This window comes from Coprobacillus sp., assembly GCF_984815275.1.
Genome location: NZ_CFJNYH010000023.1, coordinates 1 through 25,361, shown reverse-complemented (window position 1 = coordinate 25,361; position 25,361 = coordinate 1). Strand labels below are relative to the sequence as shown.

Sequence of the window (25,361 nt, the reverse complement as noted above, 5' to 3'; positions counted from 1 at the left end):
CTTTTTATGGAAAGTAGCCTACATATTTTCGTATTATTTTGTTTTATGATATTTCATATGTCTTCTATACCATTCTTTTAAAACTTTATTTAACATATCATTTAACTGCTGTTGTTCAATAGATGTTAACATATCAAACATATCTTCATCATTTGATTTTTTATGTTTAATCTTTTCTTTTCCTAATGATGTTAAATGTATAATTGATTTTCTTTTATCATTTATATCTTTATATCTTTCAATGAATTGTCTTTGTTCCAGTTTCGATAATATTTCACTCAACGATCCTGCTTCAATTCCTAAAACTTCTTGTAACTGCTTTTGGGACATGGATTCATATTGAAATAATATTTCTAAAATATTTTCTTGTCCTCTTTTCTTACCTGTCTTATGCATAAGAATTTGTCCACACTTTATCAATTGACTTGTCAAATCATTGAATTGACATACCTGTTGCAAATCACTGTTTTGCTTAGAGCATTGATTTTCTTGAGCAAATCTTCCTTCTTCTTCCACTATGACACCTCTTCTACAACAAATGTCTTCATTTCTCTTCTTATAAGATACATAGTTATAAGAAATGCTATTAAATCTGCAATTGGTACCGCTATAAAAACACCATATAATTTAAATATCATGGCCAATATAAGTATTAGCGGTATTAACAACAAGCATTGTCTTAATAAATTTAAAAAACTTGATTGTTTAACCATTCCAATGGCTTGGAAAAAGTTTGCACACATTGTTTGACAACCAATAAGTGGTAAACAGATAAACCATATTCTCAATGATATACTTCCTAAATTAATAATTTCTGCTTCTTGATTAAACATAGAGATTATCATCGCAGGGAATATTTCAATAATTAAAAAACCAATAAATGCTATTATTGTTGAGCCAATGACTGTATATTTCAATGTCTCTTTGACACGATCATATCGCTTAGCTCCATAATTATAACTAATAATAGGTTGTTGTCCTTGTACCATTCCTGTCAATGGCATTAACATAAGTGTCTGTACACTGGTAATAATACCCACTGTAGATATAGCAGTGTCTCCACCATATGTCCCTAATGTTCCATTAATAACAATATTTAAAACGCTGGCTGACATCTGCATTAAAAATGCTGGTAATCCTGTTTTCAAAATCATATATGTAAAACGTTTTTTCAACTTCATATGAACTAATTTACATTGAATAAGCCCTCTCTTTCCAAATAAGAAAGCAAGTTGCCATACCATACTTAAAAATTGCCCACCAATTGTTGCAAGTGCTGCACCTTCCATTCCCATATGAAATTGAACAATGAATATATAATCAAAAACAATATTAAATCCTGCACCTAATAATTGTGAAACCATTGCATTTCTTGCATTGCCCTGTGCTCTTGAAAAGTTATTGCCACACATTGCAACACATTGAAAAACTGCTCCATACAAAATAATACTTAAATATGCCCTTGCATGCGGTAAAACACTTTCACTTGCGCCCAAGACTGTAAGTATAGGATCCATAAATAAGTTCCCAAAAATCATAAACACCAATCCAAAAATAACAGTAATCATTAAGGAATTACCTTGATAAAATTTTGCATCTTCATCTTGCTTTGCACCCAAAGCAATTGAAAATCGAGTTGCACCACCAACTCCTGCCATTAAACTTAACGCCATTAATACAAGTGTTACTGGATATGATATCGTAATTCCTGCCAATCCAATCGAACCTAGATGTGGTGCATTTCCAATAAACATTCTATCAACAATATTATATATTGCATTAACAATCATTCCAATCATAGCTGGAACTGAAAGTTCTACTAATAGTGGCAAAATTTTGCCAGTTTCCATCTTCTCTTTATTCATACATAACTTCTCCCTTTAGGTACCTAACGAATATATCATAAACTTCTTGTCTTTATTTGTCAAGATACCTAATTTATCTCATTTTACGAAGTAAAAACTATCAATTGATAGTATGATGATAGAGTTGACTATAAGGTTTATGAAATATAGATAAAGATATATAGTTATCTTAGGCACAGTCACACATCATTTCATAAATAAAAGAGAGGATAAAAGTCAAATACATTTCGTATGCATATTTTCTCCTCAAAAACTTATGCATCTCCATTACCTCAAAATCATTAGACACATCTTTAAGTTTTTTTATTAAAAAACTGTGATTTCTCACAGTTAACTATAAATCTTTTATATACCACTTATCACATGCAAAGTGTGGTCCATCTACAATTGGCTTATCTAATAATTGGAAGCCATTTTTTATATAAAACTTATTAGCAGCTACCATGTTTTCAAATGTTTCTAGATAACATTTTGAATAATGCTTTTTAGCAAAATCTAAAGATAAATCTAAAAGCTGTTGTGCGATTCCAGTTCCTCTTGTTTCCAAAAGACAATACATTTTCTGAAGTTCACAAACATCATCTTTTCCCTCAACAGGTCCAATTCCACAACCCCCAACAATGTGACCTTCATTCTCAACAACAAGATACTGCATATTCATAGGTTGATAAACCTGAAAGAATTGTCCAAGATTTGGATCTTCCCAAGCGCAACCAGGTTTATTAGCATTGAATTCAAGAAGACAGGTGCGAATCAATTGCTCAACCTCTTGATTATCTTTTTCCTCAATCAGTCTAATCAGCATGCGGAATGACCTTTTTTAAACGCTTTTCAAAATCCCTTCTAGAAAACATAATTATGGCTCCACAACCCAAACATTTAATTTTAATATCTGCACCCATTCTAATAATCTGCCATTGATTAGATTTTTTACATGGATGCTGTTTTTTCATTTCAACAATATCATTTAAATTATATTCCATGTTCTATCCCTCTCTTTGATTATAAGCTAATAAAGTATTTTCTAATAACATTGCAATAGTCATTGGCCCTACTCCACCAGGAACTGGAGTTATATATGATGCAATATCTTCAACATCTTTAAAATCAACATCACCACATAGTTTTTTATTCTCATCACGATTCATTCCAACATCTAATACCACTGCACCTTTTTTTATATAATCCTTATTAAAGAATTTTGTCTGTCCAATAGCCGCAATCAGAACATCTGCTCTTTGACATACATTTTTTAAGTTTTGAGTCCGAGAATGGGCAATTGTTACAGTGGCATTTTTTTGTAGACATAATAATGCAACAGGTTTCCCAACTATATTACTTCTTCCTACTACAACAACTTCTTTTCCAGTTAGATCAAAGCCAATTTCATCTAATAAAACCATCATCCCTTGTGGTGTACAAGGAACAAGGCCTTTTTGACCTAATAAAAGTTTTGCAACATTTGATGGATGAAAGCCATCAACATCTTTACTAGGATCAATTAAATCTAAAATTCTCTCTTCATGTATATGTGAAGGCAATGGTAATTGAACAAGTATTCCATCAACTGACTGATCTTGATTTAAACCAGTTATAACTTGGATAAGTTCTTGTTCATTTATTGTATCATCTAAACGTATAATTTCTGATAACATGCCTACATATGCACATGCCTTTTCTTTGTTTCTTACATATGTTTGACTTGCTTGGTTATCCCCCACCAAAACAACAGTTAATTTAGGAATTCTTTTTCCTTCACTTCTTAATAAATCAATTTTCTTTTTTAATTCATCTTTTCTTTTTAAAGAAATTGCTTTCCCATCTATAATCATAAAAATCCCCCCTATAATTGTTTTTATTATAATTGAATTTTAGCTTCATGTAAACTTAAACAAGAAAAAAGAAATGAACTACATATATGTTATATAATTACTTTATTATCAATTTCTATTATTATTTATTTTAAAGTATTTTGTTAATAACAAAAATTATAAATCAATTGCCCACATCTAATCACAAAATAGATTTATTTTCATAAAATATGAAAAGGAAGTGATTTTATCGAAAATATATATAAAGAAACAGTTTATCATGTTTCTGTTTTAACAATGATTGAAAATTTAATCCTCTCCATTTTTAAATTCTTAGCTGGTATTTATGGTCATTCGCATGCAATGTTAAGTGATTCTATTCATTCTATGAGTGATGTTATAAGTACTGTCATAGTCATGATTGGTGTCCATTTTTCAAGTATGAAGGAAGATAATGAGCACCCATATGGGCATGAACGAATGGAATGCATTGCTGCTATGATATTATCAGTATTATTAGTCTTCACAGGATTACAAATTGGCTATAACAGCTTATTATCATTATTTGATACTCAAACGATTATGATTCCTTCTATGATTGCGCTTATTGCCTCAGTAGTTTCTATTCTCACAAAGGAAATGATGTATTGGTATACTCGATTTCATGCCAAAAAAATTCATTCATCAGCACTTATGGCAGATGCTTATCATCATCGCAGTGACGCGTTATCATCTATTGGAAGTTTGGTAGGAATTGCAGGAGCAATGCTAGGATATACATTTTTAGATCCTTTGGCAGGTATAGTTATTTGTGTTTTTATTTTAAAGCCTGGAGTCACTATCTTTTATGATGCGACTACCAAAATGATAGATCATAGCTGTTCAAATGAAATCACCCATCAATTAAGACTTTTTATCTTACAACAACAAAATGTTGAGTGTATAGACTCATTAAAAACCAGAATGTTTGGTGAAAAATACTATGTAGATTTAGAAATTGGTGTTCAAGAAGATTTATCCTTAAAAGAAGCCCATCTTATTGCTCATAAAGTTCATGATGCCTTGGAAAAGGAATTTCCAGATATCAAACATTGTATGATTCATATTAATCCACATCTTTAAAAGTTCTGCTCAGTCATGCAGAACTTTTTAATACCTTAAAATAATATGGTAAAATAAAAAAAATGAGACATTCTATTGATTTGAATCGTGTTATAAATGAAGGAGGGATATTATGCATCAACCAAGAATCCATAGTGATGAGGAAATTATTGCCGTCTATCAAAGACATATAGATATGGTATTCAGAATTTCTTATTCATATTTGAAAAATATAGCCGATAGTGAAGACGCTGTATCAATGACCTTTATAAAATATATGAATAATGATATTGTGTTTCATTCTATTGAACATGAAAAAGCGTGGTTCATTGTCACCTGTACACACGTTTGTAAAGATATGCTTAAACAAAGATGGCGAAGACATATCTCTTTTGATGAAAATCATATTGTAAAATTGGAAACTTTTCAAATTGATCAAACATTGGAAGCCATTCTTAAATTACCAGCTCGTTATAAAACAGTTATCTATATGTATTACTATGAAGGGTATAATAGTGAGGAAATTGCAGAAATCTTGCACAAACCATCTTCTACAATTCGTAATCAATTAGCAAGAGCTAAAAAAATATTAAAAAGAAAGTTAGGTGATTTAACATTATGAATCCTATTCAAAAAGCTTACCAACACATACAAATGGACAATCAATCAAAAAAAGAAGTGCTTCAAGACATCTTATCTTCTCATCCAAAACCAAAAAGAATAAATGACCGTTATAAAATGATAACATTAAGTTGCTGTATATGTATTGCATTTATATGTTTTATCTTGTTTATGCCAAAAAAGCCAAACACTGCAAACCCATCAACACAACCTTCAAAACAAAATCAGACAAACACAAATTCTGAACTTTACTCATTACCTTCAGAAATCTCCTTAGAAGATATGAAAACATATCCATTCTATATAAGAGTCCATCAAGATGACTATCATCAAGAACTGTTAACACAATTTCTTAATCATATTGAAAATCAAGAAAAGGCTTCTCTTATTATTGTACAATATACGATTGAAGGTGATCCGATTTTGCTAGATGTACAATATCAAAATAATAAAGTCACTATTTTTTATGATGCAACTAGGGACAAATATGGAGTAGATTCAAAGATTACAAAACAGGAGTTTAAGTCTCTTGGTATATATGAAAATACACTGTATGCTTATAATGATCTCCTTAATCAAGATACTATTAACAATAATCAAGCCTATTATATAATCGATATTCAACAAAAATAAAAGATAGGAGAATGCTATTATGCGTAAAATAACTGCTATTATTTGTATCCTCATTTTCATTCTTCTTCCCACAAATGTCTATGCAGATATGGGTCCAAAGCCAAGTGTTGTTCTTAACTTTTATGGTTTAAACAATGAAAAGTGTTATGTTACCCTTCTATCAAAAGAGGATTCATCTGGTCCTTGGTCTGTATATAAAAACACAGAAGATTCTAAGCGTCTTATGGAAAATATGGATGAAAACATTTGGCAATCCTTTGTGAATTATAAAGATAATGATGGTTATTATTTTCTCCAGTTTTTTGATGAATGCACTAATAATCAAAGAGTAACCTGGGGATATCATCCACCAGAAGAATTTAAAATACTGTTATTCTTTCCAGATTCTCATCAATTTATATCTAGTAAAACCTATAAAAGATATGCTTTTGATAGTTATTATAAAGTGACAATAGATAGTCAGTCCCAACAACTTAATGTGACTTCTCAAGAATGGGATAGACAAATAAAAGTTGAACAGAATATAGCATTTGGATGGATACAAACTTCTTTATTTATCAGAATCTTACTCACTATTATTATCGAACTTATGGTTGCTAATATGTTTCATATCAAGAATCCTAAACAACGGGGACTGATTATTGTTACGAATATTTTTACACAATTGCTATTAAATGCCTTATTTAATCTTCTTCCACTTCAACAAAGCACTATTTTATTGATCTTTCATTATTTATGGATAGAATTACTTGTTATTGGTATTGAGATGGTTATTTATATACAATGTATTAAAAAATGTGGACTTCCTAAACCTTCTCATAGAAAAATACAAGTATACACAATGACTGCCAATGTTATATCATTTTTAATTGGACTTATTACCAGTTCAATGATTTAAGCCACTATCAAAATCCTCATCATAATATTTTTCGTTATGATAAAAAAACCAGAAATCAAACTGATTTTCTGGTTTTCTCATTATCCTTCAATTCCTTCTTTTTCTATTAATGATCTTTCATATACTTTAAAGAACGGATAGTATACTGCAACACTGATTGCTAATAAAATAAACATAAATATAATATTTCTAAAATCAAGTGCTGATAGGAAACCTTGCGCAAAGAATGGAGTAAATGATGGGTCAATGATATATCCCATACTAACCAATCCAACTTTTTGTACTATAAAGCCTAATCCAATAGAAATACATGGCATCACTACAAATGGAATTGCTAAAATTGGATTTAAGACAATAGGTCCTCCAAAAATAACAGGTTCATTAATACCACAAATACCTGGAACAACACTTAAACGTCCAATTGATTTTAAATGCTTTACTCTTGAGAAACACATTAATAAAACAAGTCCTAATGTATTTCCTCCACCACCAAGGACAGCATAACGATACATCTGTAAGTTCATAATTTGAGTTGGACCTTTACCAGCATTAACGAGTTCAGCATTAATCCCTGAATTTGTTAATCCCAATACAAAGACAATTGGAAAAATAATAGATGATCCATTAATACCAAATAACCACAAAATATTAGAAAACGCAAAGATTGCCATATAAGCCCAAATATTATCAACGCTTGAAATTGCTGGAGTCAATAAACTCATGATTAATTCTGGCAAAGCTTTTGAAGTTATTGCTATTAAAATCAAATTTAATCCATATAATATAATAATATTTGCTGCTAATGGTAATAATGAATTGACGAAGTTTGTTACAGCAGTAGGCACACTTTCAGGAAAAGTGAAAACAATTTTATGACCTACAATACGACAGATTTCAACCGATAATAAACCAACAATTAAGGCAACAAATAATCCATCAGCACCTAAATATGTCATTGACAATTGCCCATCAGTCACTGGTGCACTAATCATTAAGAATACACACATTGCAATAATACCATTAATTGCTGATTTCATTTTATAACTTTCAGCTAAAGAATAACTGACTCCAAAAGCAGTAACTAATCCAATGAGTCCCATTGTCATCGTATATGGAATTGTAATTGTATTATAGTTTGCAACTGCCCATTGTTTCCATCCAATCATCATTTTCATAAAGATATTGCTTGTATTCAAATCAACAATATCTAAATTAATTGGTGGATTGGCGATAATTAAAAAGATAGATCCCACAACAATTAATGCTAGTGACATCATCATTCCGTTAGAAATTGCTTGTAAATGTCTTTGATTACCGAGTTTGTTTGCTAACGGTGCTAACATTCTTTCTAAACAACTAATCATTTTTGCTCTCCCTTATTTAAAATTGCCATCCATTGAATTTGAATGCAGAATCTACAACATTCTCTGGATCATATTCTTCTAAGATTTTTGCATATCTCTCTTTATAGTCATTATCAACCTCTTTTTGAGGATATACTTTACTAGCTTCATTTAAGAAGTGAAATGAATCTCTTCCCATTGCCTGTCCTCTTTGTGTGTGTTTATCTAATGCATAATCAGGAATTTCTGGAAACTTACCCATTGCAAAAGACTTAATACAGATATTCTTTAATAAGTCACTAGAGCGATCCTTTTCTGATGAACATAAATAACGGATTGCATGAATAAAATACATTGGCTTATCACCATCAGCATAATCAAATTGTTTACTCATCTGATAAAGATTATTCACCATAATTGCAGCCATAGGATTTCCCATACCAATATCTTCAACTGATATTGTTAGAAGTCTCCTCCATAACTTTTCCTCTAATTGAGGTGATGAAATATACATCTCATATGCAAACATACATGCTTGTTCTTCTAAACCTCTTCTTATTGATTTTTGTAATGCTGAAATCACTTCATCTCCAGCATATCCATTTCTTGTTGTAATTTTTGACCATGGGTCATACATAGTTTTAGCCATTCGTCTTGCTCCTTTCTTTTTTCTATGACATAATAATATCAGGAGGTGTCTTTATGAATATTGTCCATTTATCAGAGAAATATGAATTAAATGATCTTGAAAAACAAATTATCATATATATCCAAGAACATATGAAGGAATTGAAGTCAATTGGTATACGTCAAATGGCAAAAGATAACTATACAAGTACATCCACTATTTATAAGTTATGTGATAAATTTGGATTTGACGGATATAGCGATATGATTTATCACCTGACATCTACCAAGGATAATGCTATCGACTTACAATCGAAATATAATGAATACCACGAACAATTCTCTTACATAATTCATGACAAATCTAAACGAATTATTGTCTTTGGATTAGGTTTCTCTGCACCTATTGCTGAATACATGCAACAACGTTTAACTTTACTTGGTTATCAAGCCTTATGTGTTGTCCATATGGAAATGTTCAGTCAATGGTTTAATGATGATACAATTCTAATTGTTATTTCTTATTCAGGAAAAACACCACGTCTCAATGAGATTGTTGAAACTGCTGCTTCAAATCATGTTCCAATTATCAGTTTCCTAGGCAATCAGGATTCTTCTATTTTTAAATATTCGACATTACCATTAATTATAGGAAATTATGATTCATTTTCTCATGATTTAAATCAAGCAAATACATTTTTTGGTGAAACAATCATTGCTTTTGAGACTCTTGTATTCAATTAATATCACAATGCCATTATACAAACATCGACATACTATGATAAGAGATGAGGGTAATAAAAAAACATGTTATGAAACTTATAACATGTTTTTTAGCATTATATACAAATTAACCAAGAATAATATTGAATTGTAAACACTATTTCTATATCAATTATGTTAAGAAGAAGAGCAAAAACAAATATGTTTCTTCTTATCTATTTTATTCTTTTCATAATATCTCTGGCAATCAATATTCCATTCGCACCAGCTTGTGCAAGCCCTCTTGTTAAACCTGCACCATCTCCACCAACATACAAGCCATCAATTTCACTTTCAAAGCCTTCCCTTACTTTTGGTCTTGCTGAATAAAATTTAGCTTCAACACCATAAAGCAGTGTATGTTCATTTGCAATTCCAGGTGTAACATGATCTAAAGCTTCAATCATTTCAATAATTGATTTCATAGTATTATATGGTAAAACGAGTCCTAAATCACCAGGCACAGCTTCTGGAAGTGTTGGTACTGTGTATCCTTCTTTTAAACGTTTCTCAGTCGTACGTCTCCCTCTTTTAATATCACCATATCTTTGCACAATAATACTTCCATGAGATAGCATATTTGCTAATCTTGCTACTTCATGTGCAAATTCATTGGGTTCATTAAATGGTTCACTGAATACATGGGAAACCAACAATGCAAAATTTGTATTAGGACTTCCCAATTTAGGATCATGATAAGCATGTCCGTTTGCTAACATTGTTCCTGAATGATTTTCAACAACAACATGTCCACTTGGATTTGAACAGAAAGTACGCACTTTTGTACCAACTGATGCATTATAAACAAATTTACCTTCATATAAGTTTTTATTAATTTCATCCATAACAATATTATTTGTTTCTACACGAACACCAATATCAACTTGGTTATTATATAACTCCAGCCCTTGGTTTTTCAAAACTTTTGATAACCATGTTGAACCATCTCTACCTGGTGCTAATACAATATAAGATGCAGTAATTTCTTCACCATTTTCTAAAACAATACCTTTGGCACGATTATTTTCTACAATAATATCCTTCACAGCAGTTTTATAAGCTGTATCTATATGTTCTTTTAATTCATTTGACATTTCAGTCATAATTCTTAAATTCTCTTCTGTTCCAAGATGTCTGACTTTTGCACGAAGAAGCTTTAATCCTACTGCATAACCTCTTCTTTCAATATCCTTAATTTTATCAGTTGTTGGATCAGTAATGTCATGAGTTGCCCCATGTTTTAAATACAATTCATCAACATAATGAATAACATTTTCAACTTCCTGATTATCTAAATAGTCAGTCAGCCAACCACCAAATTCACTTGTAATATTAAATTTTCCATCAGAATAAGCCCCCGCTCCACCAAATCCTGAAGTAATTGAACATGCTGGTAAACACCCAGGCTCATGTTCTTTGATTTGTGGACAGCTCTTGATTTTCTTATCTTTGATTGGACAATGGCGATACATAACATCATGACCTTTATCAATCAAAAGAACTTTTAATTCTGGATTCTTTAAATACAATTCATAACTTGTCATAATTCCTGCTGGTCCAGCACCAACAATGATAACATCATAATTTTTTTGCATAAAAAAACGCCTCATTTCTGGGCATAAAATGAATTATCCTCAATTATTATATCCATATTTTCAATAAATTGTCAACGAAAACAAGTTTTGAGTTTTGATAACTTGTTTTTATCTATGAAATAATAACTTCAAACATTCCTTTCAATGAAAAACAGCATTGACTTATCACACAAGAAATAAAGCAACTATCAATGGTATAGTCACAACTGACAATAAAGTCGTCATAAAAACTGTTTTAGCAGCAAGAGAAATATCTCCATCATATTCTGTAGCAAACAAAACTGCACTATTAGCAACTGGCATAGATATCATAATTAAAGCAATTCCCAAAATAAGTGGATCTCCAACAACCAATTTTAAAAGAGGATAAGCAATAACTGGAACAATAATTTGTTTAATCATTGTATAAGGATATATCTTAAATTCAGTAAACACTTCCTTAATTGGAATTGTAGCAAGTGTTGACCCAATTAATAGCATTGCCATTGGGGTTGTAATATCTCCAATCATTGTAATTGTTGAAGATAAAACATCAGGTAACTTTATGCCTGTAAAATAAATGAATAAGGCAACCAGTGAAGCTATAACACCAGGAGACAATAAGTTCTTAGGATTCAATTTCACTTTATGGCCTGTCCCATAATTCATAATCACAACGCCTACTGTAAAAACAAATAAATTAAAAATCATATTGAAGATAGCTGTAAAAAACACTGCTTCATAACCAAATATCGCTTTCATAACTGGAAATCCCATAAAACCAATATTTGAAAAAACTGTCATAAAGATATAGAGTCCCTGTTGTGGCAAAGGAATTCTTAAAACTTTAACAATGAAAAAGCCCAAAATAGGCATAATGAAATAAATAGCAAAGCCTAATATAAAAACAAAAAATATATCACTTAACCCTTGAGTAACAGTTGTAGATAAAACAGATGACACAATCATAGCCGGTGTTGTCACTGTTAATAATATTGATGTTAACTTCTTATTCAAATCAACATCAAATAATTTCATTTTAAATAAAAAATATCCTAACGCTATAACCAAAAATAACTGAATCATCTGCATTAATATAACTTGAATATCCACAACTTATTCCCCCTAACCTTTTAAACCATTAGCCTGTCTTTCCATATTTTCCACGACAACATCATAGATCTCTCCAAGTGTTGCTGCATATTCCAGAATTAGCCAAGGTTCATTAGTATGATAATGAATTTTAATTAATTCCTCATCACCAACTGCTAATAAGCAATCTCCTTTAAAATGATTAGTTATATAATCATTAATCTGATCTTCATTTAGATTCTGTCCTTCAATCAATAATTGTGTATCAAATTTAAATTCTACCATGTCTTTCTCCTTTCAAAAGAAAATGTATTCACTGACTTCTTATACTAAAATAAACACATCCCTTATATTTACTCCCATTATAATATTCTACCTTAAAAGTTAGTTATTTTTTCAAAAACTGAAACAGTTTTACATTTTCTTTCTATATGGATGACTTATTTGATATACACGACAAAATTTATATCACATATATTATATTATGATAATCAATGGTAACACTTCATAGAGATAGATATTTTTATTCTCAAAATTATCTTAAACTTATACAAAATCTAACAGATTTTTACTTGACTTTACACTACATTTTCATCATACTTTGAATAGAAAAAGAAAGGATGTGGGATTATGGATGAAGGCAAACCGAAACCGAGTAGTTATGATCTCACAATGATGAGACCAACATAAAGAATGGAGGTCAAATATGGAAAACAAAACACAGATTCAATTAGAAAAATTATTACAAGCATTGGTTAAGCATGATACTCAACAGATTGATGATATCTATGAACATGTTCAAACCATTGACTTAGCAAAAGAGATTGAAGATCTTGAAGACAATCAATTAGAATATCTATGTAATCATATTGATGATGAAAAATTAGCTGAGATTCTTGAAGAATCAGATGAAGATTTACAAGTTGATATTATTGATTGCTTAAATAATAAACGTATATTAGATTTATTTAATCTTATTCCAAAGGATACAATTGTTGATATCTTAGGGGAACTCCCTATGGGAAAAAGAAAACAACTTATTAATTTAATGAAAGCTGGAGATAAAAAAGTTATTGAACAATTACTAGGCTATGAAGAAGATAGTGCTGGTGGTTTAATGACTACTGAATATATTGCTCTCTCTCAAAATCTTACAATGATTAATGCATTGAAGAAGATTAAGGAGATTGGTCCAAAGACAGAAGTTATTGAGACTATATTTGTTCTCAATGATAAAAAGCAATTAATTGGAACAGCTGATTTAAGAGATATATTGGTTGCTAATGATAATGTAACATTAGGCTCTATTATGGATGATCAAGTTATTTCTGTTGCTCCTGAAACAGATCAGGAAGATGTTTCTTTACTCGTTTCTAAATATGACTTAACAACGATTCCTGTTGTTAATAAAAATAATGGATTGCTTGGAATTATTACTGTTGATGATATCATTGATGTTATTCAAGAAGAGCATACTGAAGATATGTTACAAATGCATGGGGTTAATAAAGAAGAATCTTTGGATTCAACTTTATTAGAATCTATCAAGATGCGTTTACCTTGGTTGATTGTGAATCTTGTTACTGCGTTTTTAGCATCTTTTACAGTTAAAATGTTTGAAAGTACTATTGAACAAATTGTTGCTTTATCAGCAACAATGACGATTGTAACTGGAATGGGTGGAAATGCTGGAAGTCAGACACTTTCTATTATGATTCGAAGTATTGCTTTAGGAGAAGTTCATTTTAAAGATTGCTTTCCAGCTTTTATAAAGGAGATATTTCTTGGTATAATTAATGGATTAGTGACAGGTGCAGTGACAGGTGTTATTGTTTATGTTTTATATGGTAATTTTTATTTAGGTATTATTATTTGTATTGCTATGATTGGAAATCTTGTAGTTTCTGGTTTTTTTGGATTTGTTATACCTGTTGCATTAAAAGCTTTACATGCTGACCCAGCATTGGCTTCGTCTATTTTTTTAACAACTGCAACTGATGTCTTAGGATTCTTCATTTTTCTAAGCCTTGCCAATTTATTTTTACCATATTTAATTTAAAACAACATTTTATAAAAAGGAAGTAGATACTATTTATTTTTAATAGTTTCTATCTTCCTTTTTACTATCTTGTATTTTTCATATCAATAACATATTGTTTATGAAAAGTTTAAATACAGTTAAATATGAGATTCTACATCCACTCAGTTCCATCCTCACGTTTTAAAATATAACGAATCATTTTAAATAGTTCTTCTTGTGTTCGAGATTTTACAATAAATACATAGTTTCCCATAGCTGCTGCCAATACTTCAGGAACATCAGTTTCTAAAGCAATATTTTGACCATAGATTTCACGAATTTGATCATAGTTGTGTGCATAACCAAAACCTTCTCTACGACCAGTATATGCAACCCAATATTCTCTCTTTATATCATAAAAACATTGGTTGTATTTGACCATATCAGCCCAAATTGTATAAACATCAACATTATACGCAAAGTTCATCATATCAGGCATATATGCTCCTGGAGCACGCATATTGACTTCTAACCCAACTATGTCTCCTTTTTTACCAAGACCATCACGATCTTCATCTAGTCTAAAAAATTCAAAATGGAAAAAACGACTTCTTGTATCAAATGCTTCAACTGCCTTTTTTCCTACTTCATATAAATCTAATCCTTCTATGGGTTGTGAATAAAAAGCTGTATCACTTGCTTCATTGACATTATCCATAATAGAATTAAGCATCACATGACTTGTTGCTATCAAAATATTTTTATCTTTATCAGTAATACCATCAAATGTTTCAACATGACCAGGCACCATTTCTTCAATAATAAATGATATATATGGTTGTTTTGTCGCAAAGAAATAATCTAATTCATCATCACTTTTAAGTTTATAAGTAGAACTCGCTCCCACCCCATTATCAGGTTTAACAATAACTGGATAGCCAACTTTATTGGCAAAAGCTTTTGTAGCTTGATAATCATCTACCATTCTAAATCTGGCTGTTGGAATTCCAACCTGCCTATAAACATCTTTCATTTTTGATTTATATTTCATTGGTACCATATTTTGAATTTTTGTTCCAGTTGTGACATTAAAATCATTACGTAAAGTTGCTTCTAATTCAAGCCAATATTCATTTTGAGATTCAATCCAGTCAAGTTTTCCATAATGCCAAGTAAAATATGCACAAGCACGATAAACCTCTTCATAATCCTCTAAACTATTAACTTTATAGTATTCAGTCAAGGCAATCTTAGTATAAAATGGCAAACTCTCATAACTTGCATCACCAATCCCTAAGACATTCACACCTCGTGCTTTTAATCGATCACAAAAATTATAAAAATAAAGAGGGAAATGTGGTGATATAAAAATAAGATTCATACTACACCACCCTTTCTACAAAGTATGGAAATTGGATTCTCCACCATGGCCAATCATGATCCACATCATAACCCCAAAAATCTACCCATGCTGGAATATCTTTATATTCAAATAACTCTTTCATTCTTGCCGTACTTCTTATCATATCATCTTCCCAGGCTCCCTGACCAGTACATAAAACAATATGACTGTGACGATACATTTCTACATAAGGATGATCATAATTCATGCCATGAAGATATTGGATTGGAGAATTACGATAGAGAATTTCATCATGATAATTATCAAAGAATAAATCACTATCATAATATCCACTTAATGCAATTGTTCCAATAAATATATCAGGTTTTCTTAACATAAAATTCAAAGCATGTGAAGCTCCCATTGAACATCCAGTTGTATAAATACCTCTTGCATAACTTTCACCATTTCCATAATAATTGATTTCAAAAATTCTAGGTACCAATTCATTAACGATATAATAAAACCATTGCTCATGTATATAAGTTCTATGGCGATTATCTGCTCCTTTAGCTGACCATGACTCTTGATCAATGCTATCACAACAGAATAATTGAATTCTTCCTTGATCAATTAAATGTTCTATTGTTGCAATCATTCCATTATTTTCAAAATCAAAATAACGTCCATCTTGCGACGGAAAAACTAGCATGGGTTGTCCAGCATGACCATAAACCATAAACTCCATATCTCTATTTAAACATTCACTATATTCTTTAAACCATTCTTTTTTCATATTGATTCCTCCTACTCTAGAACATATTCAACAAAAGCATTGACTTCATCCATCGTTGCAAACCTTGCTGTATATGTAAAATTCCCCATCGCACCACTTAAAATATCTGGCATTCTTTCAGCTGTAACCAAATCAAATTGATATTTATTCATAATTTGATTATGACTGTGAGTATAACTCAACAGATCTCGCCTTCCACAATATACACAATAATATGGTCTTTCATGATTATATTCACTAAAGCCTTTCGTAACCATGTCAGCATAGATATCATAAACATCAATATTATTTGCAAAATTCATCATATCTGGTGTATATCCTCCTGGCGTTCTTAAATTAACTTCCAATCCAATGAGATCACCTTTTTTGCCTAATCCTTGCTTATCTTCTAATAATCTAAAGAACTCCATATGAAAACATCTTCCAGCTGTATAAAATGCTTTCACACATGCCTGACCAGCCATCTTTAAATCATATGGAATATCTCTTAAAGAATAGTAATACATACTACTTGCATTATTCACAACATCCATAATTGGATTTGGAAAAACATGAGATGTTTCAAAAAGAATATCCTTATTTAAATTTGCAATACCATCATAAGAAATAATTAATCCATTAACATACTCCTCCATAATATATTGTGTGATATGTTCTTCCTGATAAAACAATTCCAACTCCTGTTGATTAGTTATTTTGTATGTCTTAGCTGCTCCTACTCCATTATCCGGTTTGACAACTACAGGATATCCAACCTCTTTAATAAATTTTAAACCATCCTGTAAATCACTAACCAAATGATATCTAGCTGTTTTGACTCCTGCTTTCTGATAAAATGCTTTCATCTTTGATTTGCATTTTATATCATCAATATGATTTGTATGAATTCCAGTTGTTATATTAAAATCAGTTCTTAATCTTGCATCTTGTTCTAACCAATACTCATTATTAGATTCTAACCAATCGATATGGCCATAATGAAATACAAAATAACCCATAGCTTTTACCATTGCTTGATAGTCTTCCATAGAATAAACTTGATAATAATCATCTATAGCATTTCTTAAATCTTCTGTTAAATCTCCATATGGGGTATCTCCAATAGCTAAAACTGTCACACCCTTTTTCTTTAAACGATCACAAAAATGAAAGAAATTTTTTGGAAAACTTGGTGATATATAAACAAAATTCACAATAACTCCCCCTTTGCTTTCTCTTATTATATCATATATATTTATATTATAAGTCATTTTTCAGTGTTATTTTTTCTAAATATGAAACAAAAAAGATAATTATTTCTAATTATCCTTAATTCTTTGATTGACTTTTTGTTTTAAACAAACCATACATCATCAATATAACTGATATAACCAAACTTATAAATCTTATTTCATGCGTTATCCAATGTGCATCATAAAGAAAATATGTTGCTGTACTCAACAGCATCCCAATAGAAATATAATAATTTGGTTTACACCCTCTTTTACACATATTTATTCCTCCTCAGTATTTTTTAGAATAATAAATTTTGAAAGCAATTGTAATAAGAAGAATACTATAAATAACACATAACAATGTAAAAGCAATCAATTGATTGAAATAAATTATAACACAAGTTACCATTAATAAAGTGATAACAACTGTTATAAGTGTAGATTGACTTGTCTTTTGCTTAATCATCTTTTTTCTTTCATCATGTTCAGAAATTTCAAGTTTCTTTAATTCATTATCATCTTTAAGTATGCGTGAATACTTATAAACACCTATACATCCTAACAATGACAATCCAATAAGAAGTCCTATTTGAAAACTAGTAGCTATATCTAATTGAGGATCAATAGGAATAATATTTAAAACAATATCTAATATAACTGCCAAAAGTATTAGACATTTTAATATAAAATTTCTTCTTTGAATAACTCTTTTAAAATCTTCCATTAAATCATTCCCTCCATATCTGAAAAATCGAATACTTCTTCTATACTTAAATGAAAATATTTTGCTATCTTATAAGCCAAAACTAAAGATGCTATATATTTTTCTTTTTCTAGTGATATAATTGTTTGTCTTGTTACACCTACTGCTAAAGCCAATTCATCTTGCGAGACTTTATTTATTTTTCTTAACTCTTTTATTTTGGTTTTCACACTATCACTCCTTATAAATAGTATAGTACACTTTACATTAAATGTAAAGTTCATTTTACATTTAATTATAAAAAAAGGAGAGATTAATCATCTTCTCTCATATATTTCTCTTTTTTATGTTTATACATGATTTCATCAGCACGTTTCAATACGTCATAAAAATCACTATCTTTACTCTCATCATAAATAGCAAAACCAATTGATAAATCTGGATTTTCTAGAAAATCAATAGTACGTTTATGAAACTCATTATAAATACATTCAACCATAGTCTCTACTTTTTGCCTATTTACACAATTCATAATAACAACAAATTCATCACCACCAAGCCGATAGCTGATCCCCAATTTGCCAACTGCCTTCTTGATAGCCTCAGTAGCCAAGCGAATATATTCATCACCATAACTGTGCCCATAATTATCATTTACTTTTTTTAATCTATCTAAGTCTATCATGATAATACTTAAAACTTTATCTTTGATATAGAAATTCATATAATCATATTCTAAAGAAGCTCTATTCTTAAGCCCAGTCAATCCATCAACATTATACAAGTCCTTTCGTCTTGGATTGGAAATGTATCTAAAACACCATCTAAATATGAGAAACGCCAAGATACATACAGTAATAATAATAACAGGTGTAACATTAAGAAGATCATGATATGTATTATATTGTGTTTCAGCATCTATTTCTATACCAACAACACCAACAATTTCCTCCGTATGACCAGGTCCTCCATGAATAGGGTAATATGCTAAAAATATTTTTCCCCAAGATGTATCTAAAATATCATTAGGTAAGACAATTTCACCTTGATAAACTCTAGCAATATCATCAATGATATCTGATTCAATCAGTTCTCCTGGTTTTCTAAAATCCTCTGAATCCAGTGGTAGTCCATCAATTAAATAAATATATTCTCCATCAGCATTTTTCTTAGCAGTATAAAGATAACGAACATTGGCTACTTCTCGCATTTGTAATAATCTATTTTGATATTCTTTATAGATGTCACTATTGAAATCATCCTCAGAATTGATTTGATCAAACAATTCAGAATATAATAATGAATCTACTACATTATAAATAGCATCTGTTCTAGTATGTAAAGTTTCTATAATATTATTATATGTAATTTGATAATTAATATAGAAGATAGATAAACTCGAACAAATAACTAAAATAACACAAATGAAAGATGCTTGAATATCTACTCTCTTAATGGAAGATTTAAATTTCATAAAGCCACTCCTCTCAAATACATTATACAGTGTATTTTTATGATTTGACATAGAAGAATGAAATCTATTATTTTCTATTTATGAAAGATTGAGTCTGTTGAAATATATTTTATGTATAATAAAGATTACGGGAGGATTTTTTATATGAAGGATAAAAATATATTGAAGTTTCAAGTCTTCTATTTTTTATTGATTGGGGCAGTTGGTTGTTTTACTCCTTATATTAATGTTTATTTAGAACAAAGCATTGGATTAAATGGGTCACAAATTGGTCTCATTACTGCTATTTCATTAATACTTGGAGTTTGTGTTATTCCTTTATGGGGAATCATTGGTGATAAAACAAGGAAATATAATTTAATGTTGATGATTTCACTAGCAGCAAGCATTGTTGTCTTATATTTTTACTCTAAACAAACAGTTTATATTGGTGTCATTGTCTTTGCACTTATGTTGGAAGTTGCAAGATTGGGTTCTACACCTATGGCTGACACTATCACGATGAATTATACTGCTAAAATTGGTGGTAACTATGGTTCTATAAGAGGAATGGGCTCTTTAGGATACATGTTAGGAAGTATGGCAGTTGGTTTTCTAGCTGATATGTATGGATTAGATGGACCTCTATTTACATCTTATATACTCTTATTGGGTATTGCCTTATTCATCTGCTTTACCTTTCCAAAAGCAGATCCAAAAGAAGAAGAGAAAGAGAAACCTCAAAAAGGTAACTTTAAAGAACTGCTCACAAATAAAAACTTTATTTTTATCTTAGTTTTAATTATGATTACACAAATTGTTGTAGACAGTTCTGGTGCTTATGCTGGTAACCACTTGATTTCTACTCTTAAAGGAGATAATTCTTTAATCAGTTGGTTAACATTTGTCCAAGTTTTACCTGAATTCTTATTTCTTATGGTTGCCTCACAGATTATAAAAAGACTTGGTTATAAAAAATTTTTTACTATTGCAACAGCCTTAATGGCTATACGTTTATTCGTTTATGCTTTTATTCCTAATTCATATGTCTTTGTTTTAATAAGCATTGTTCACTGTTTAGGTGTTGCATGTTCAACAGTAGCAAGTTTAGCCTATATCAGAGAGGTTGTAAATCCTGCTGTATTTGGCACTGCAATTACATTGTTAAATGCTGCAATGAGTATTGCTAAAGCTATCTATGGTTACATTTTTGGAAGTATTTATCAATATTTTGGATCATATAAAATCTTCTTAATTAGTGCTATAATTGTTGTAATTGCTTTGGTTATTATAGTCACAACAAAACGTTTTGATAATATTAAGAAAAATGAAGTTTAGAAAAGATTGAAATTGAATTTCAATCTTTTTTACTGTTTCTTTTTTTAATAATATCACGCATATCAAATGGTGTATTATCTTTTGGCATTGCATAAACATCTAAGAAAGAACCATCATTAAGTAATCTAATAGAAAATTCAGACTTAACTATCACATCTTTCATATAACTCCAGTATGCATTAATGGTATAGTTTTTTGACTGTCTAATGTCAAAATTTATCTTTAATTACATGCATACAAGAACCCATAACCTCTTTTGAATGTCTTATAATCAACTGCTACATCTATGATTTTTAATATTCCCTTAACAGGAAGTGAACGAGTAAAAAGAATTTGTCAACCCTATTTTATATAAAAAGTGAATCAATTCCATGCAAATTTATGCCAAAATCTGCAATTTGCAGCCAACCTATTGAAATGTTCCTTATTTTTGATATGGTAAGAGTAGGAAAGACCACGCACAGAAAGGAGCGAGTATGTATGGAATTAATTATTTGTGACCATGACATTGTAGAGACTCTTGTGATTGAAAAGTCTGTCATTGACTACTGTAAAGGCAGGAATGTTCAAGTGCTGATACGCTGCTGTACCAACTGGCAGGAACTCACCTGTCTGCTCAAAGAAAAGCCAGCCAATCCCGTCATTGTAGCAAAGGCTGGCGTGGCTGGACTTGATATCATCACAGGACTGAAAGTTTCACTCGGAAGGCTGATATGGTTCTCAGATCTGGACTTTGGGGTACAGGCATATCAACTGGGTATCCCCTACTTCAATATGAAGCCAATTACTCATGAGAAAGTTTATCATGCCCTAAAGATGATTGAAGAAAGTTGATAGAATTTATGACATCTATTCACAATAGCATACCTTAACGGACAGCATAAAAAGTTGAGAAAAATAAAAAAACCAACAATATTTAGCTGATTTTATTGTAGAATGTAAATTTATGAGGTACTTATGATATAATAATAGATATTCGCAAAGGTATATGTTTAGAAACAGGATGAAAAGGAGATGAAGAGAATGAAAAGAATAATGAAGAAAATAGGGATATGTCTATTTACAATAGCAATCCTATTAGGCACAATGCCATTGACCAGTGTCAAGGCAACAGGGCAAAGCACTATTACAACAGATGAAGCTTTGGAGCTTATAGAGAAGGCACTAGATGGAAAGGTAAGCAATGAGATTACAGAACAGGAAATATATGAAATTGTAAAGGAAGCTCTTGAGGGTAAAACCATTACAAAGGGTGGAATAGAATGTGAGCTTCTCGATATAACAATGAGAATTATACAAGAAGCTACATCCATCAGCAGTGGGGAATTGTGGATAAATCTAGACTTTACTTTATTGGGAATATATCAGGTACCCGTTCCTATTCCACAACTGCCAAAGGAAGGAGAAGTTTCGATTAATGTCAAAAACTTCCCAGATTCAGCATTCAGAGAATATGTTAAAACGGAATTTGATAAAAATGGCAATGATGTGCTGTCTGTAGCCGAACTTGAAGCAGCAACTAGAATAAGTATTGGTGGAAATACACAGATAAAAAGTGTAAAAGGAATCGAATATTTCACATCGCTTCTGGAACTAAAATGCTGGAGAACAAGCATAGAAAGTCTTGATTTAACGAGCAATAAGAGACTCAGATTGATCAACTGTGCGGATAATCAAAATCTATTCTCATTAAATATAATGGGGCTTGAAGAATTGGAATACTTGGATTTAAGCTCTACAGGTATTAAAGATTTAAAGGTCAAAAGCAATAAGAGATTACTAGCACTGTACGTGGATAATACAGAGATTGGGCATCTGGATGTCAGCGGTAATTCAGAATTGTGGTTTTTGTATTGTTCAGGTACAAAGATTACATAGTCAAAATAAAGCATTAATGGGGTTAGGTGTTAGTGATACTGATATTAGGGAACTGGATATCAGTGCTAATCTAGCTTTAAGGAATTTAATTTGTAATAATACCCATCTAAATATACTGGATGTAAGTCAGCATAAGAATTTAAATATCCTGAGGTGTGAGAATAGCCCATTAGCTTATCTCAACCTTGGGAATAATGAAAATCTGACTGAATTAAATAAAACAGATTCTACAGTCAATTTGGATGTCGTAGGAAGCAGCTTTAATATAAAGGAAGCATACAAAGGAATCGATCCAAATAACATGACGATGATAAGTGGAGGAGACTTGGATAAGGAAACAGGGATTGTAAGTCACTATCAGGTGGGAACACCTATTGTATATAAGTATGATTGTGGAACATCAGGCAATGGAAAAGAAACGATGCAGGTGACGCTTCATTTAAATGTGAAAAAGGGAGATAGTCTCATTACTCTTAATAAGGAGCTAAGCAAGACATATGATGGTCAGCCAATAGAATTAAATGAAACAGATCTTACAGTCAAAGGCTCATCAAAGCCTATCACAATCCTGTATGAAGAAAAAAGAGAAGACAGCTGGGTGAAATTGAATTCAGCACCAAGAGAAGTGGGAACATATAGGGTGAAGATTAGTGTAGGGGAAGATGAATACTATCATTCAGCAGAGATAGTGAAGGAATTTGAGATTACAGAAGTAGGAACAGCAGTTCCCCATGAAGTACCACCAACAGGAGATATGAATTCTATTGGATTCAATATCGGAATACTGCTGATATCTGCGGGAGCTATAGTTTACAGTATGAAAAGAAATAATAAGAAAAGGAAAGTCTAAAGGATAATAGACTTTCTTTTTTTCATAAAGATTTGTGGTTATAAAGCTTCTATGATACAATCAAAGCAGAAAGCGTTTCATAAAATAGAGTTTGTCTAGTGGGGGGGGATAAGGTGAGTTTATGTATAATGAGAAAGCAATTGCGCTATTCCAAAATTGGGAAGAAGCGTTAATCTGGTCTTGTCTGCAAGGGTATATGGGGACACTGATTACGGATGATGAAATGACTCCTGAATCTGCCATTGTAATAAATGGTGATTTCAGTTTTTGTGCTGGAATTCCAAATGAAAATTTATTAAAGTCAATTCCAGTCCGTGACTTTATGCTTATTGCAGCTAATAATGAAGATTGGTATCCAATGATTGAACACACTTTTGGAAAAAAAGCAAAAAAAACATTACGATATGCAATTAAAAAAGAACCTGATATTTTTGATAAAGAATATCTTAAATCAATAGTAGAATCTCTTGATGATGACTATGAAATCAGGCAATTTGACTGTGAAGTTTTTGAACTAGCAAAGAAAGAAAATTGGTCAGTTGATTTATGCTCCCAATTTGAGAATTATCAAGATTATAAAGAGCGTGCACTTGGAGTAGCAATACTTCATAAAGGACAGTTGGTTTCTGGTGCTTCTCCTTATGCCATATATAAGAATGGAATAGAAATCGAGATTGATACAAAACCAGAATACAGAAAAAAAGGTCTGGCTACAGTTTGTGGAGCAAAGCTGATTTTGGAATGCCTTGCAAATAATATCTATCCTAGTTGGGATGCTCACGATTTAAGGTCAGTACATTTGGCAGAAAAGCTAGGCTATCATCTTTCACATTCATATGTAACATATGAATGTGAATTCAGTAAATAATAAGAATTATTCGATTCAACAAATTGGAATTTGATGGAGGTAAAAAATGAAAATTGAAAGATGTGAAAAAGAGTCCTTTGTTGTAATAGGGAAAGAGGGTTCATCATTAGATGGAGCAGGATTTATTCAAAAATTATGGGACGAGGCAAATTCCCATTTTGAAGAAGTTCAACATTTAGCAAAGAAAGATGAAAACGGAAATATAGGTGGAATATGGGGAGCAATGTCTGATTTTTCTCATTCATTTAATCCATGGGAGGACTTCAACAAAGGACTTTATCTTGCCGGAGTAGAATGTAGTGATGACGCAGAAGCCCCCAACGGTTGGACAAAATGGATTATTCCTGGTTATGAATATATTTATGTGGAATGTGAAAGTGACGATACCTTTTCAAAGGCGATAAAATATCTGGAAGATAATGCTATTCCATTGGTGGGTGCAGTTCATGATTTTACTTGTCCGCAGACAGGGAAAAATTATATGTTTTTTCCGATTAGAAAGTTATAAACAAATTCCAATTTATCTATTCAATCCTCTGTAAACCCTGTGTTTTCAAGGCATATCGCCTATT

Annotated in this window: 30 protein-coding genes; 12 read left to right on the top strand and 18 right to left on the bottom strand. The window is 30.9% G+C overall.

Features of this window, described 5'->3' with window-relative positions:
* Window positions 1–33 precede the first annotated feature (33 nt).
* The 5 genes from AC5M21_RS09470 to folD form a co-directional block, all read right to left on the bottom strand.
* Entirely contained in the window at window positions 34–516 is a 483-nt protein-coding gene (locus AC5M21_RS09470; protein ID WP_008790681.1) for a MarR family winged helix-turn-helix transcriptional regulator, read from the bottom strand.
* A complete protein-coding gene (locus AC5M21_RS09465) occupies window positions 516–1,865 on the bottom strand; it encodes an MATE family efflux transporter (protein WP_008790682.1) in 1,350 nt (449 codons plus the stop codon). Before AC5M21_RS09465 ends, AC5M21_RS09470 begins: the two co-directional genes overlap by 1 nt.
* A 334-nt stretch (window positions 1,866–2,199) precedes the next feature.
* Complete coding sequence (locus AC5M21_RS09460; RefSeq protein WP_008790683.1) at window positions 2,200–2,670, bottom strand: GNAT family N-acetyltransferase; 471 nt, start codon at window positions 2,668–2,670, stop codon at window positions 2,200–2,202.
* Window positions 2,660–2,848 carry a DUF951 domain-containing protein gene (locus AC5M21_RS09455; RefSeq protein WP_008790684.1) on the bottom strand — a complete coding sequence of 63 codons (189 nt, stop codon included), beginning with the start codon at window positions 2,846–2,848 and terminating at the stop codon, window positions 2,660–2,662. The genes AC5M21_RS09460 and AC5M21_RS09455 overlap by 11 nt, the downstream gene beginning before the upstream one ends.
* A 3-nt stretch (window positions 2,849–2,851) precedes the next feature.
* Entirely contained in the window at window positions 2,852–3,697 is an 846-nt protein-coding gene (gene folD, locus AC5M21_RS09450) for a bifunctional methylenetetrahydrofolate dehydrogenase/methenyltetrahydrofolate cyclohydrolase FolD (protein WP_008790685.1), read from the bottom strand.
* A gap of 276 nt (window positions 3,698–3,973) precedes the next feature.
* Here folD and AC5M21_RS09445 point away from each other — a divergent pair, with 276 nt between their 5' ends.
* The 4 genes from AC5M21_RS09445 (at window position 3,974) to AC5M21_RS09430 (ending at window position 6,929) form a co-directional block, all read left to right on the top strand.
* A complete protein-coding gene (locus tag AC5M21_RS09445) occupies window positions 3,974–4,798 on the top strand; it encodes a cation diffusion facilitator family transporter (RefSeq protein ID WP_008790686.1) in 825 nt (274 codons plus the stop codon).
* Between the two features lie 112 nt (window positions 4,799–4,910).
* On the top strand, window positions 4,911–5,399 hold the full coding sequence (locus tag AC5M21_RS09440) for an RNA polymerase sigma factor (protein WP_008790687.1): 489 nt from the start codon (window positions 4,911–4,913) through the stop codon (window positions 5,397–5,399).
* On the top strand, window positions 5,396–6,031 hold the full coding sequence (locus AC5M21_RS09435) for a DUF4362 domain-containing protein (RefSeq protein ID WP_008790688.1): 636 nt from the start codon (window positions 5,396–5,398) through the stop codon (window positions 6,029–6,031). The genes AC5M21_RS09440 and AC5M21_RS09435 overlap by 4 nt, the downstream gene beginning before the upstream one ends.
* A 19-nt stretch (window positions 6,032–6,050) precedes the next feature.
* A complete protein-coding gene (locus tag AC5M21_RS09430; RefSeq protein WP_008790689.1) occupies window positions 6,051–6,929 on the top strand; it encodes a hypothetical protein in 879 nt (292 codons plus the stop codon).
* Between the two features lie 80 nt (window positions 6,930–7,009).
* On the opposite strand, the gene AC5M21_RS09425 is transcribed toward AC5M21_RS09430, so the two are convergent.
* Both AC5M21_RS09425 and AC5M21_RS09420 read right to left on the bottom strand, forming a co-directional pair.
* A complete protein-coding gene (locus AC5M21_RS09425; protein ID WP_008790690.1) occupies window positions 7,010–8,293 on the bottom strand; it encodes a PTS sugar transporter subunit IIC in 1,284 nt (427 codons plus the stop codon).
* Window positions 8,294–8,309: 16 nt separating this feature from the next.
* Window positions 8,310–8,921 carry an AAA family ATPase gene (locus AC5M21_RS09420; RefSeq protein WP_008790691.1) on the bottom strand — a complete coding sequence of 204 codons (612 nt, stop codon included), beginning with the start codon at window positions 8,919–8,921 and terminating at the stop codon, window positions 8,310–8,312.
* A 53-nt stretch (window positions 8,922–8,974) separates the two neighbouring features.
* Here AC5M21_RS09420 and AC5M21_RS09415 point away from each other — a divergent pair, with 53 nt between their 5' ends.
* Window positions 8,975–9,643 (top strand): MurR/RpiR family transcriptional regulator, encoded by a 669-nt coding sequence (locus tag AC5M21_RS09415; RefSeq protein ID WP_008790692.1) that lies wholly within the window; start codon window positions 8,975–8,977, stop codon window positions 9,641–9,643.
* A 194-nt stretch (window positions 9,644–9,837) separates the two neighbouring features.
* Here the strand turns inward: AC5M21_RS09415 and AC5M21_RS09410 are convergent, their stop codons facing one another.
* The 3 genes from AC5M21_RS09410 to AC5M21_RS09400 form a co-directional block, all read right to left on the bottom strand.
* The gene (locus AC5M21_RS09410) at window positions 9,838–11,256 is read right to left on the bottom strand and encodes an NAD(P)/FAD-dependent oxidoreductase (protein WP_008790693.1); all 1,419 of its coding nucleotides are present in this window, start codon (window positions 11,254–11,256) and stop codon (window positions 9,838–9,840) included.
* A gap of 165 nt (window positions 11,257–11,421) precedes the next feature.
* Window positions 11,422–12,348, bottom strand: coding sequence for an AEC family transporter (locus AC5M21_RS09405; RefSeq protein WP_008790694.1), 927 nt, complete (start codon window positions 12,346–12,348; stop codon window positions 11,422–11,424).
* A gap of 12 nt (window positions 12,349–12,360) precedes the next feature.
* Window positions 12,361–12,612 (bottom strand): hypothetical protein, encoded by a 252-nt coding sequence (locus AC5M21_RS09400; protein ID WP_008790695.1) that lies wholly within the window; start codon window positions 12,610–12,612, stop codon window positions 12,361–12,363.
* A gap of 421 nt (window positions 12,613–13,033) precedes the next feature.
* Between AC5M21_RS09400 and mgtE the strand changes: the two genes are divergently transcribed.
* Entirely contained in the window at window positions 13,034–14,386 is a 1,353-nt protein-coding gene (gene mgtE, locus AC5M21_RS09395; protein ID WP_008790696.1) for a magnesium transporter, read from the top strand.
* A 133-nt stretch (window positions 14,387–14,519) separates the two neighbouring features.
* Here mgtE and AC5M21_RS09390 read toward each other — a convergent pair whose 3' ends face one another.
* From AC5M21_RS09390 to AC5M21_RS09360, 7 genes are all read right to left on the bottom strand, one after another.
* A complete protein-coding gene (locus AC5M21_RS09390) occupies window positions 14,520–15,728 on the bottom strand; it encodes an ATP-grasp domain-containing protein (protein ID WP_008790697.1) in 1,209 nt (402 codons plus the stop codon).
* A gap of 1 nt (window position 15,729) precedes the next feature.
* Complete coding sequence (locus AC5M21_RS09385) at window positions 15,730–16,485, bottom strand: esterase family protein (protein WP_008790698.1); 756 nt, start codon at window positions 16,483–16,485, stop codon at window positions 15,730–15,732.
* Window positions 16,486–16,496: 11 nt separating this feature from the next.
* Window positions 16,497–17,678 carry an ATP-grasp domain-containing protein gene (locus AC5M21_RS09380; protein ID WP_008790699.1) on the bottom strand — a complete coding sequence of 394 codons (1,182 nt, stop codon included), beginning with the start codon at window positions 17,676–17,678 and terminating at the stop codon, window positions 16,497–16,499.
* A 115-nt stretch (window positions 17,679–17,793) separates the two neighbouring features.
* Entirely contained in the window at window positions 17,794–17,976 is a 183-nt protein-coding gene (locus AC5M21_RS09375) for a hypothetical protein (RefSeq protein ID WP_017143980.1), read from the bottom strand.
* A 12-nt stretch (window positions 17,977–17,988) separates the two neighbouring features.
* On the bottom strand, window positions 17,989–18,423 hold the full coding sequence (locus AC5M21_RS09370; protein ID WP_008790700.1) for a DUF2178 domain-containing protein: 435 nt from the start codon (window positions 18,421–18,423) through the stop codon (window positions 17,989–17,991).
* Window positions 18,423–18,632, bottom strand: coding sequence for a helix-turn-helix transcriptional regulator (locus AC5M21_RS09365; protein ID WP_008790701.1), 210 nt, complete (start codon window positions 18,630–18,632; stop codon window positions 18,423–18,425). Before AC5M21_RS09365 ends, AC5M21_RS09370 begins: the two co-directional genes overlap by 1 nt.
* An 83-nt stretch (window positions 18,633–18,715) precedes the next feature.
* Window positions 18,716–19,876 (bottom strand): GGDEF domain-containing protein, encoded by a 1,161-nt coding sequence (locus AC5M21_RS09360; RefSeq protein ID WP_008790702.1) that lies wholly within the window; start codon window positions 19,874–19,876, stop codon window positions 18,716–18,718.
* A 144-nt stretch (window positions 19,877–20,020) separates the two neighbouring features.
* On the opposite strand from AC5M21_RS09360, the gene AC5M21_RS09355 reads away from it, so the two are divergent.
* Window positions 20,021–21,193, top strand: coding sequence for an MFS transporter (locus tag AC5M21_RS09355; protein WP_017143981.1), 1,173 nt, complete (start codon window positions 20,021–20,023; stop codon window positions 21,191–21,193).
* Between the two features lie 19 nt (window positions 21,194–21,212).
* Here the strand turns inward: AC5M21_RS09355 and AC5M21_RS09350 are convergent, their stop codons facing one another.
* Complete coding sequence (locus tag AC5M21_RS09350; protein ID WP_017143982.1) at window positions 21,213–21,356, bottom strand: hypothetical protein; 144 nt, start codon at window positions 21,354–21,356, stop codon at window positions 21,213–21,215.
* Between the two features lie 317 nt (window positions 21,357–21,673).
* On the opposite strand from AC5M21_RS09350, the gene AC5M21_RS09345 reads away from it, so the two are divergent.
* The 5 genes from AC5M21_RS09345 to AC5M21_RS09325 all read left to right on the top strand — a co-directional run bounded on the left by AC5M21_RS09345 (window position 21,674) and on the right by AC5M21_RS09325 (window position 25,297).
* Entirely contained in the window at window positions 21,674–22,027 is a 354-nt protein-coding gene (locus tag AC5M21_RS09345; protein WP_008790704.1) for a hypothetical protein, read from the top strand.
* A 189-nt stretch (window positions 22,028–22,216) separates the two neighbouring features.
* Window positions 22,217–23,071, top strand: a complete 855-nt coding sequence (locus tag AC5M21_RS09340) for a leucine-rich repeat domain-containing protein (protein WP_017143983.1) — start codon at window positions 22,217–22,219, stop codon at window positions 23,069–23,071.
* Window positions 23,013–23,921 (top strand): hypothetical protein, encoded by a 909-nt coding sequence (locus tag AC5M21_RS09335; RefSeq protein WP_008790706.1) that lies wholly within the window; start codon window positions 23,013–23,015, stop codon window positions 23,919–23,921. Before AC5M21_RS09340 ends, AC5M21_RS09335 begins: the two co-directional genes overlap by 59 nt.
* 121 nt (window positions 23,922–24,042) lie before the next feature.
* On the top strand, window positions 24,043–24,789 hold the full coding sequence (locus tag AC5M21_RS09330) for a GNAT family N-acetyltransferase (RefSeq protein WP_054690143.1): 747 nt from the start codon (window positions 24,043–24,045) through the stop codon (window positions 24,787–24,789).
* A gap of 46 nt (window positions 24,790–24,835) precedes the next feature.
* A complete protein-coding gene (locus AC5M21_RS09325) occupies window positions 24,836–25,297 on the top strand; it encodes a GyrI-like domain-containing protein (RefSeq protein ID WP_008789359.1) in 462 nt (153 codons plus the stop codon).
* Window positions 25,298–25,361 lie beyond the last annotated feature (64 nt).

Excerpts from the sequence above, each read along its gene's own strand:
- AC5M21_RS09465 (WP_008790682.1), bottom strand. The coding sequence starts at position 1,865 with ATGAATAAAGAGAAGATGGAAACTGGCAAAATTTTGCCACTATTAGTA.
- AC5M21_RS09460 (WP_008790683.1), bottom strand. The coding sequence starts at position 2,670 with ATGCTGATTAGACTGATTGAGGAAAAAGATAATCAAGAGGTTGAGCAA.
- AC5M21_RS09455 (WP_008790684.1), bottom strand. The coding sequence starts at position 2,848 with ATGGAATATAATTTAAATGATATTGTTGAAATGAAAAAACAGCATCCA.
- folD (WP_008790685.1), bottom strand. The coding sequence starts at position 3,697 with ATGATTATAGATGGGAAAGCAATTTCTTTAAAAAGAAAAGATGAATTA.
- AC5M21_RS09445 (WP_008790686.1), top strand. The coding sequence starts at position 3,974 with ATGATTGAAAATTTAATCCTCTCCATTTTTAAATTCTTAGCTGGTATT.
- AC5M21_RS09440 (WP_008790687.1), top strand. The coding sequence starts at position 4,911 with ATGCATCAACCAAGAATCCATAGTGATGAGGAAATTATTGCCGTCTAT.
- AC5M21_RS09435 (WP_008790688.1), top strand. The coding sequence starts at position 5,396 with ATGAATCCTATTCAAAAAGCTTACCAACACATACAAATGGACAATCAA.
- AC5M21_RS09430 (WP_008790689.1), top strand. The coding sequence starts at position 6,051 with ATGCGTAAAATAACTGCTATTATTTGTATCCTCATTTTCATTCTTCTT.
- AC5M21_RS09425 (WP_008790690.1), bottom strand. The coding sequence starts at position 8,293 with ATGATTAGTTGTTTAGAAAGAATGTTAGCACCGTTAGCAAACAAACTC.
- AC5M21_RS09420 (WP_008790691.1), bottom strand. The coding sequence starts at position 8,921 with ATGGCTAAAACTATGTATGACCCATGGTCAAAAATTACAACAAGAAAT.
- AC5M21_RS09415 (WP_008790692.1), top strand. The coding sequence starts at position 8,975 with ATGAATATTGTCCATTTATCAGAGAAATATGAATTAAATGATCTTGAA.
- AC5M21_RS09410 (WP_008790693.1), bottom strand. The coding sequence starts at position 11,256 with ATGCAAAAAAATTATGATGTTATCATTGTTGGTGCTGGACCAGCAGGA.
- AC5M21_RS09400 (WP_008790695.1), bottom strand. The coding sequence starts at position 12,612 with ATGGTAGAATTTAAATTTGATACACAATTATTGATTGAAGGACAGAAT.
- mgtE (WP_008790696.1), top strand. The coding sequence starts at position 13,034 with ATGGAAAACAAAACACAGATTCAATTAGAAAAATTATTACAAGCATTG.
- AC5M21_RS09390 (WP_008790697.1), bottom strand. The coding sequence starts at position 15,728 with ATGAATCTTATTTTTATATCACCACATTTCCCTCTTTATTTTTATAAT.
- AC5M21_RS09385 (WP_008790698.1), bottom strand. The coding sequence starts at position 16,485 with ATGAAAAAAGAATGGTTTAAAGAATATAGTGAATGTTTAAATAGAGAT.
- AC5M21_RS09375 (WP_017143980.1), bottom strand. The coding sequence starts at position 17,976 with ATGTGTAAAAGAGGGTGTAAACCAAATTATTATATTTCTATTGGGATG.
- AC5M21_RS09370 (WP_008790700.1), bottom strand. The coding sequence starts at position 18,423 with ATGGAAGATTTTAAAAGAGTTATTCAAAGAAGAAATTTTATATTAAAA.
- AC5M21_RS09360 (WP_008790702.1), bottom strand. The coding sequence starts at position 19,876 with ATGAAATTTAAATCTTCCATTAAGAGAGTAGATATTCAAGCATCTTTC.
- AC5M21_RS09355 (WP_017143981.1), top strand. The coding sequence starts at position 20,021 with ATGAAGGATAAAAATATATTGAAGTTTCAAGTCTTCTATTTTTTATTG.
- AC5M21_RS09350 (WP_017143982.1), bottom strand. The coding sequence starts at position 21,356 with ATGAAAGATGTGATAGTTAAGTCTGAATTTTCTATTAGATTACTTAAT.
- AC5M21_RS09345 (WP_008790704.1), top strand. The coding sequence starts at position 21,674 with ATGGAATTAATTATTTGTGACCATGACATTGTAGAGACTCTTGTGATT.
- AC5M21_RS09340 (WP_017143983.1), top strand. The coding sequence starts at position 22,217 with ATGAAAAGAATAATGAAGAAAATAGGGATATGTCTATTTACAATAGCA.
- AC5M21_RS09335 (WP_008790706.1), top strand. The coding sequence starts at position 23,013 with ATGTCAGCGGTAATTCAGAATTGTGGTTTTTGTATTGTTCAGGTACAA.
- AC5M21_RS09330 (WP_054690143.1), top strand. The coding sequence starts at position 24,043 with ATGTATAATGAGAAAGCAATTGCGCTATTCCAAAATTGGGAAGAAGCG.
- AC5M21_RS09325 (WP_008789359.1), top strand. The coding sequence starts at position 24,836 with ATGAAAATTGAAAGATGTGAAAAAGAGTCCTTTGTTGTAATAGGGAAA.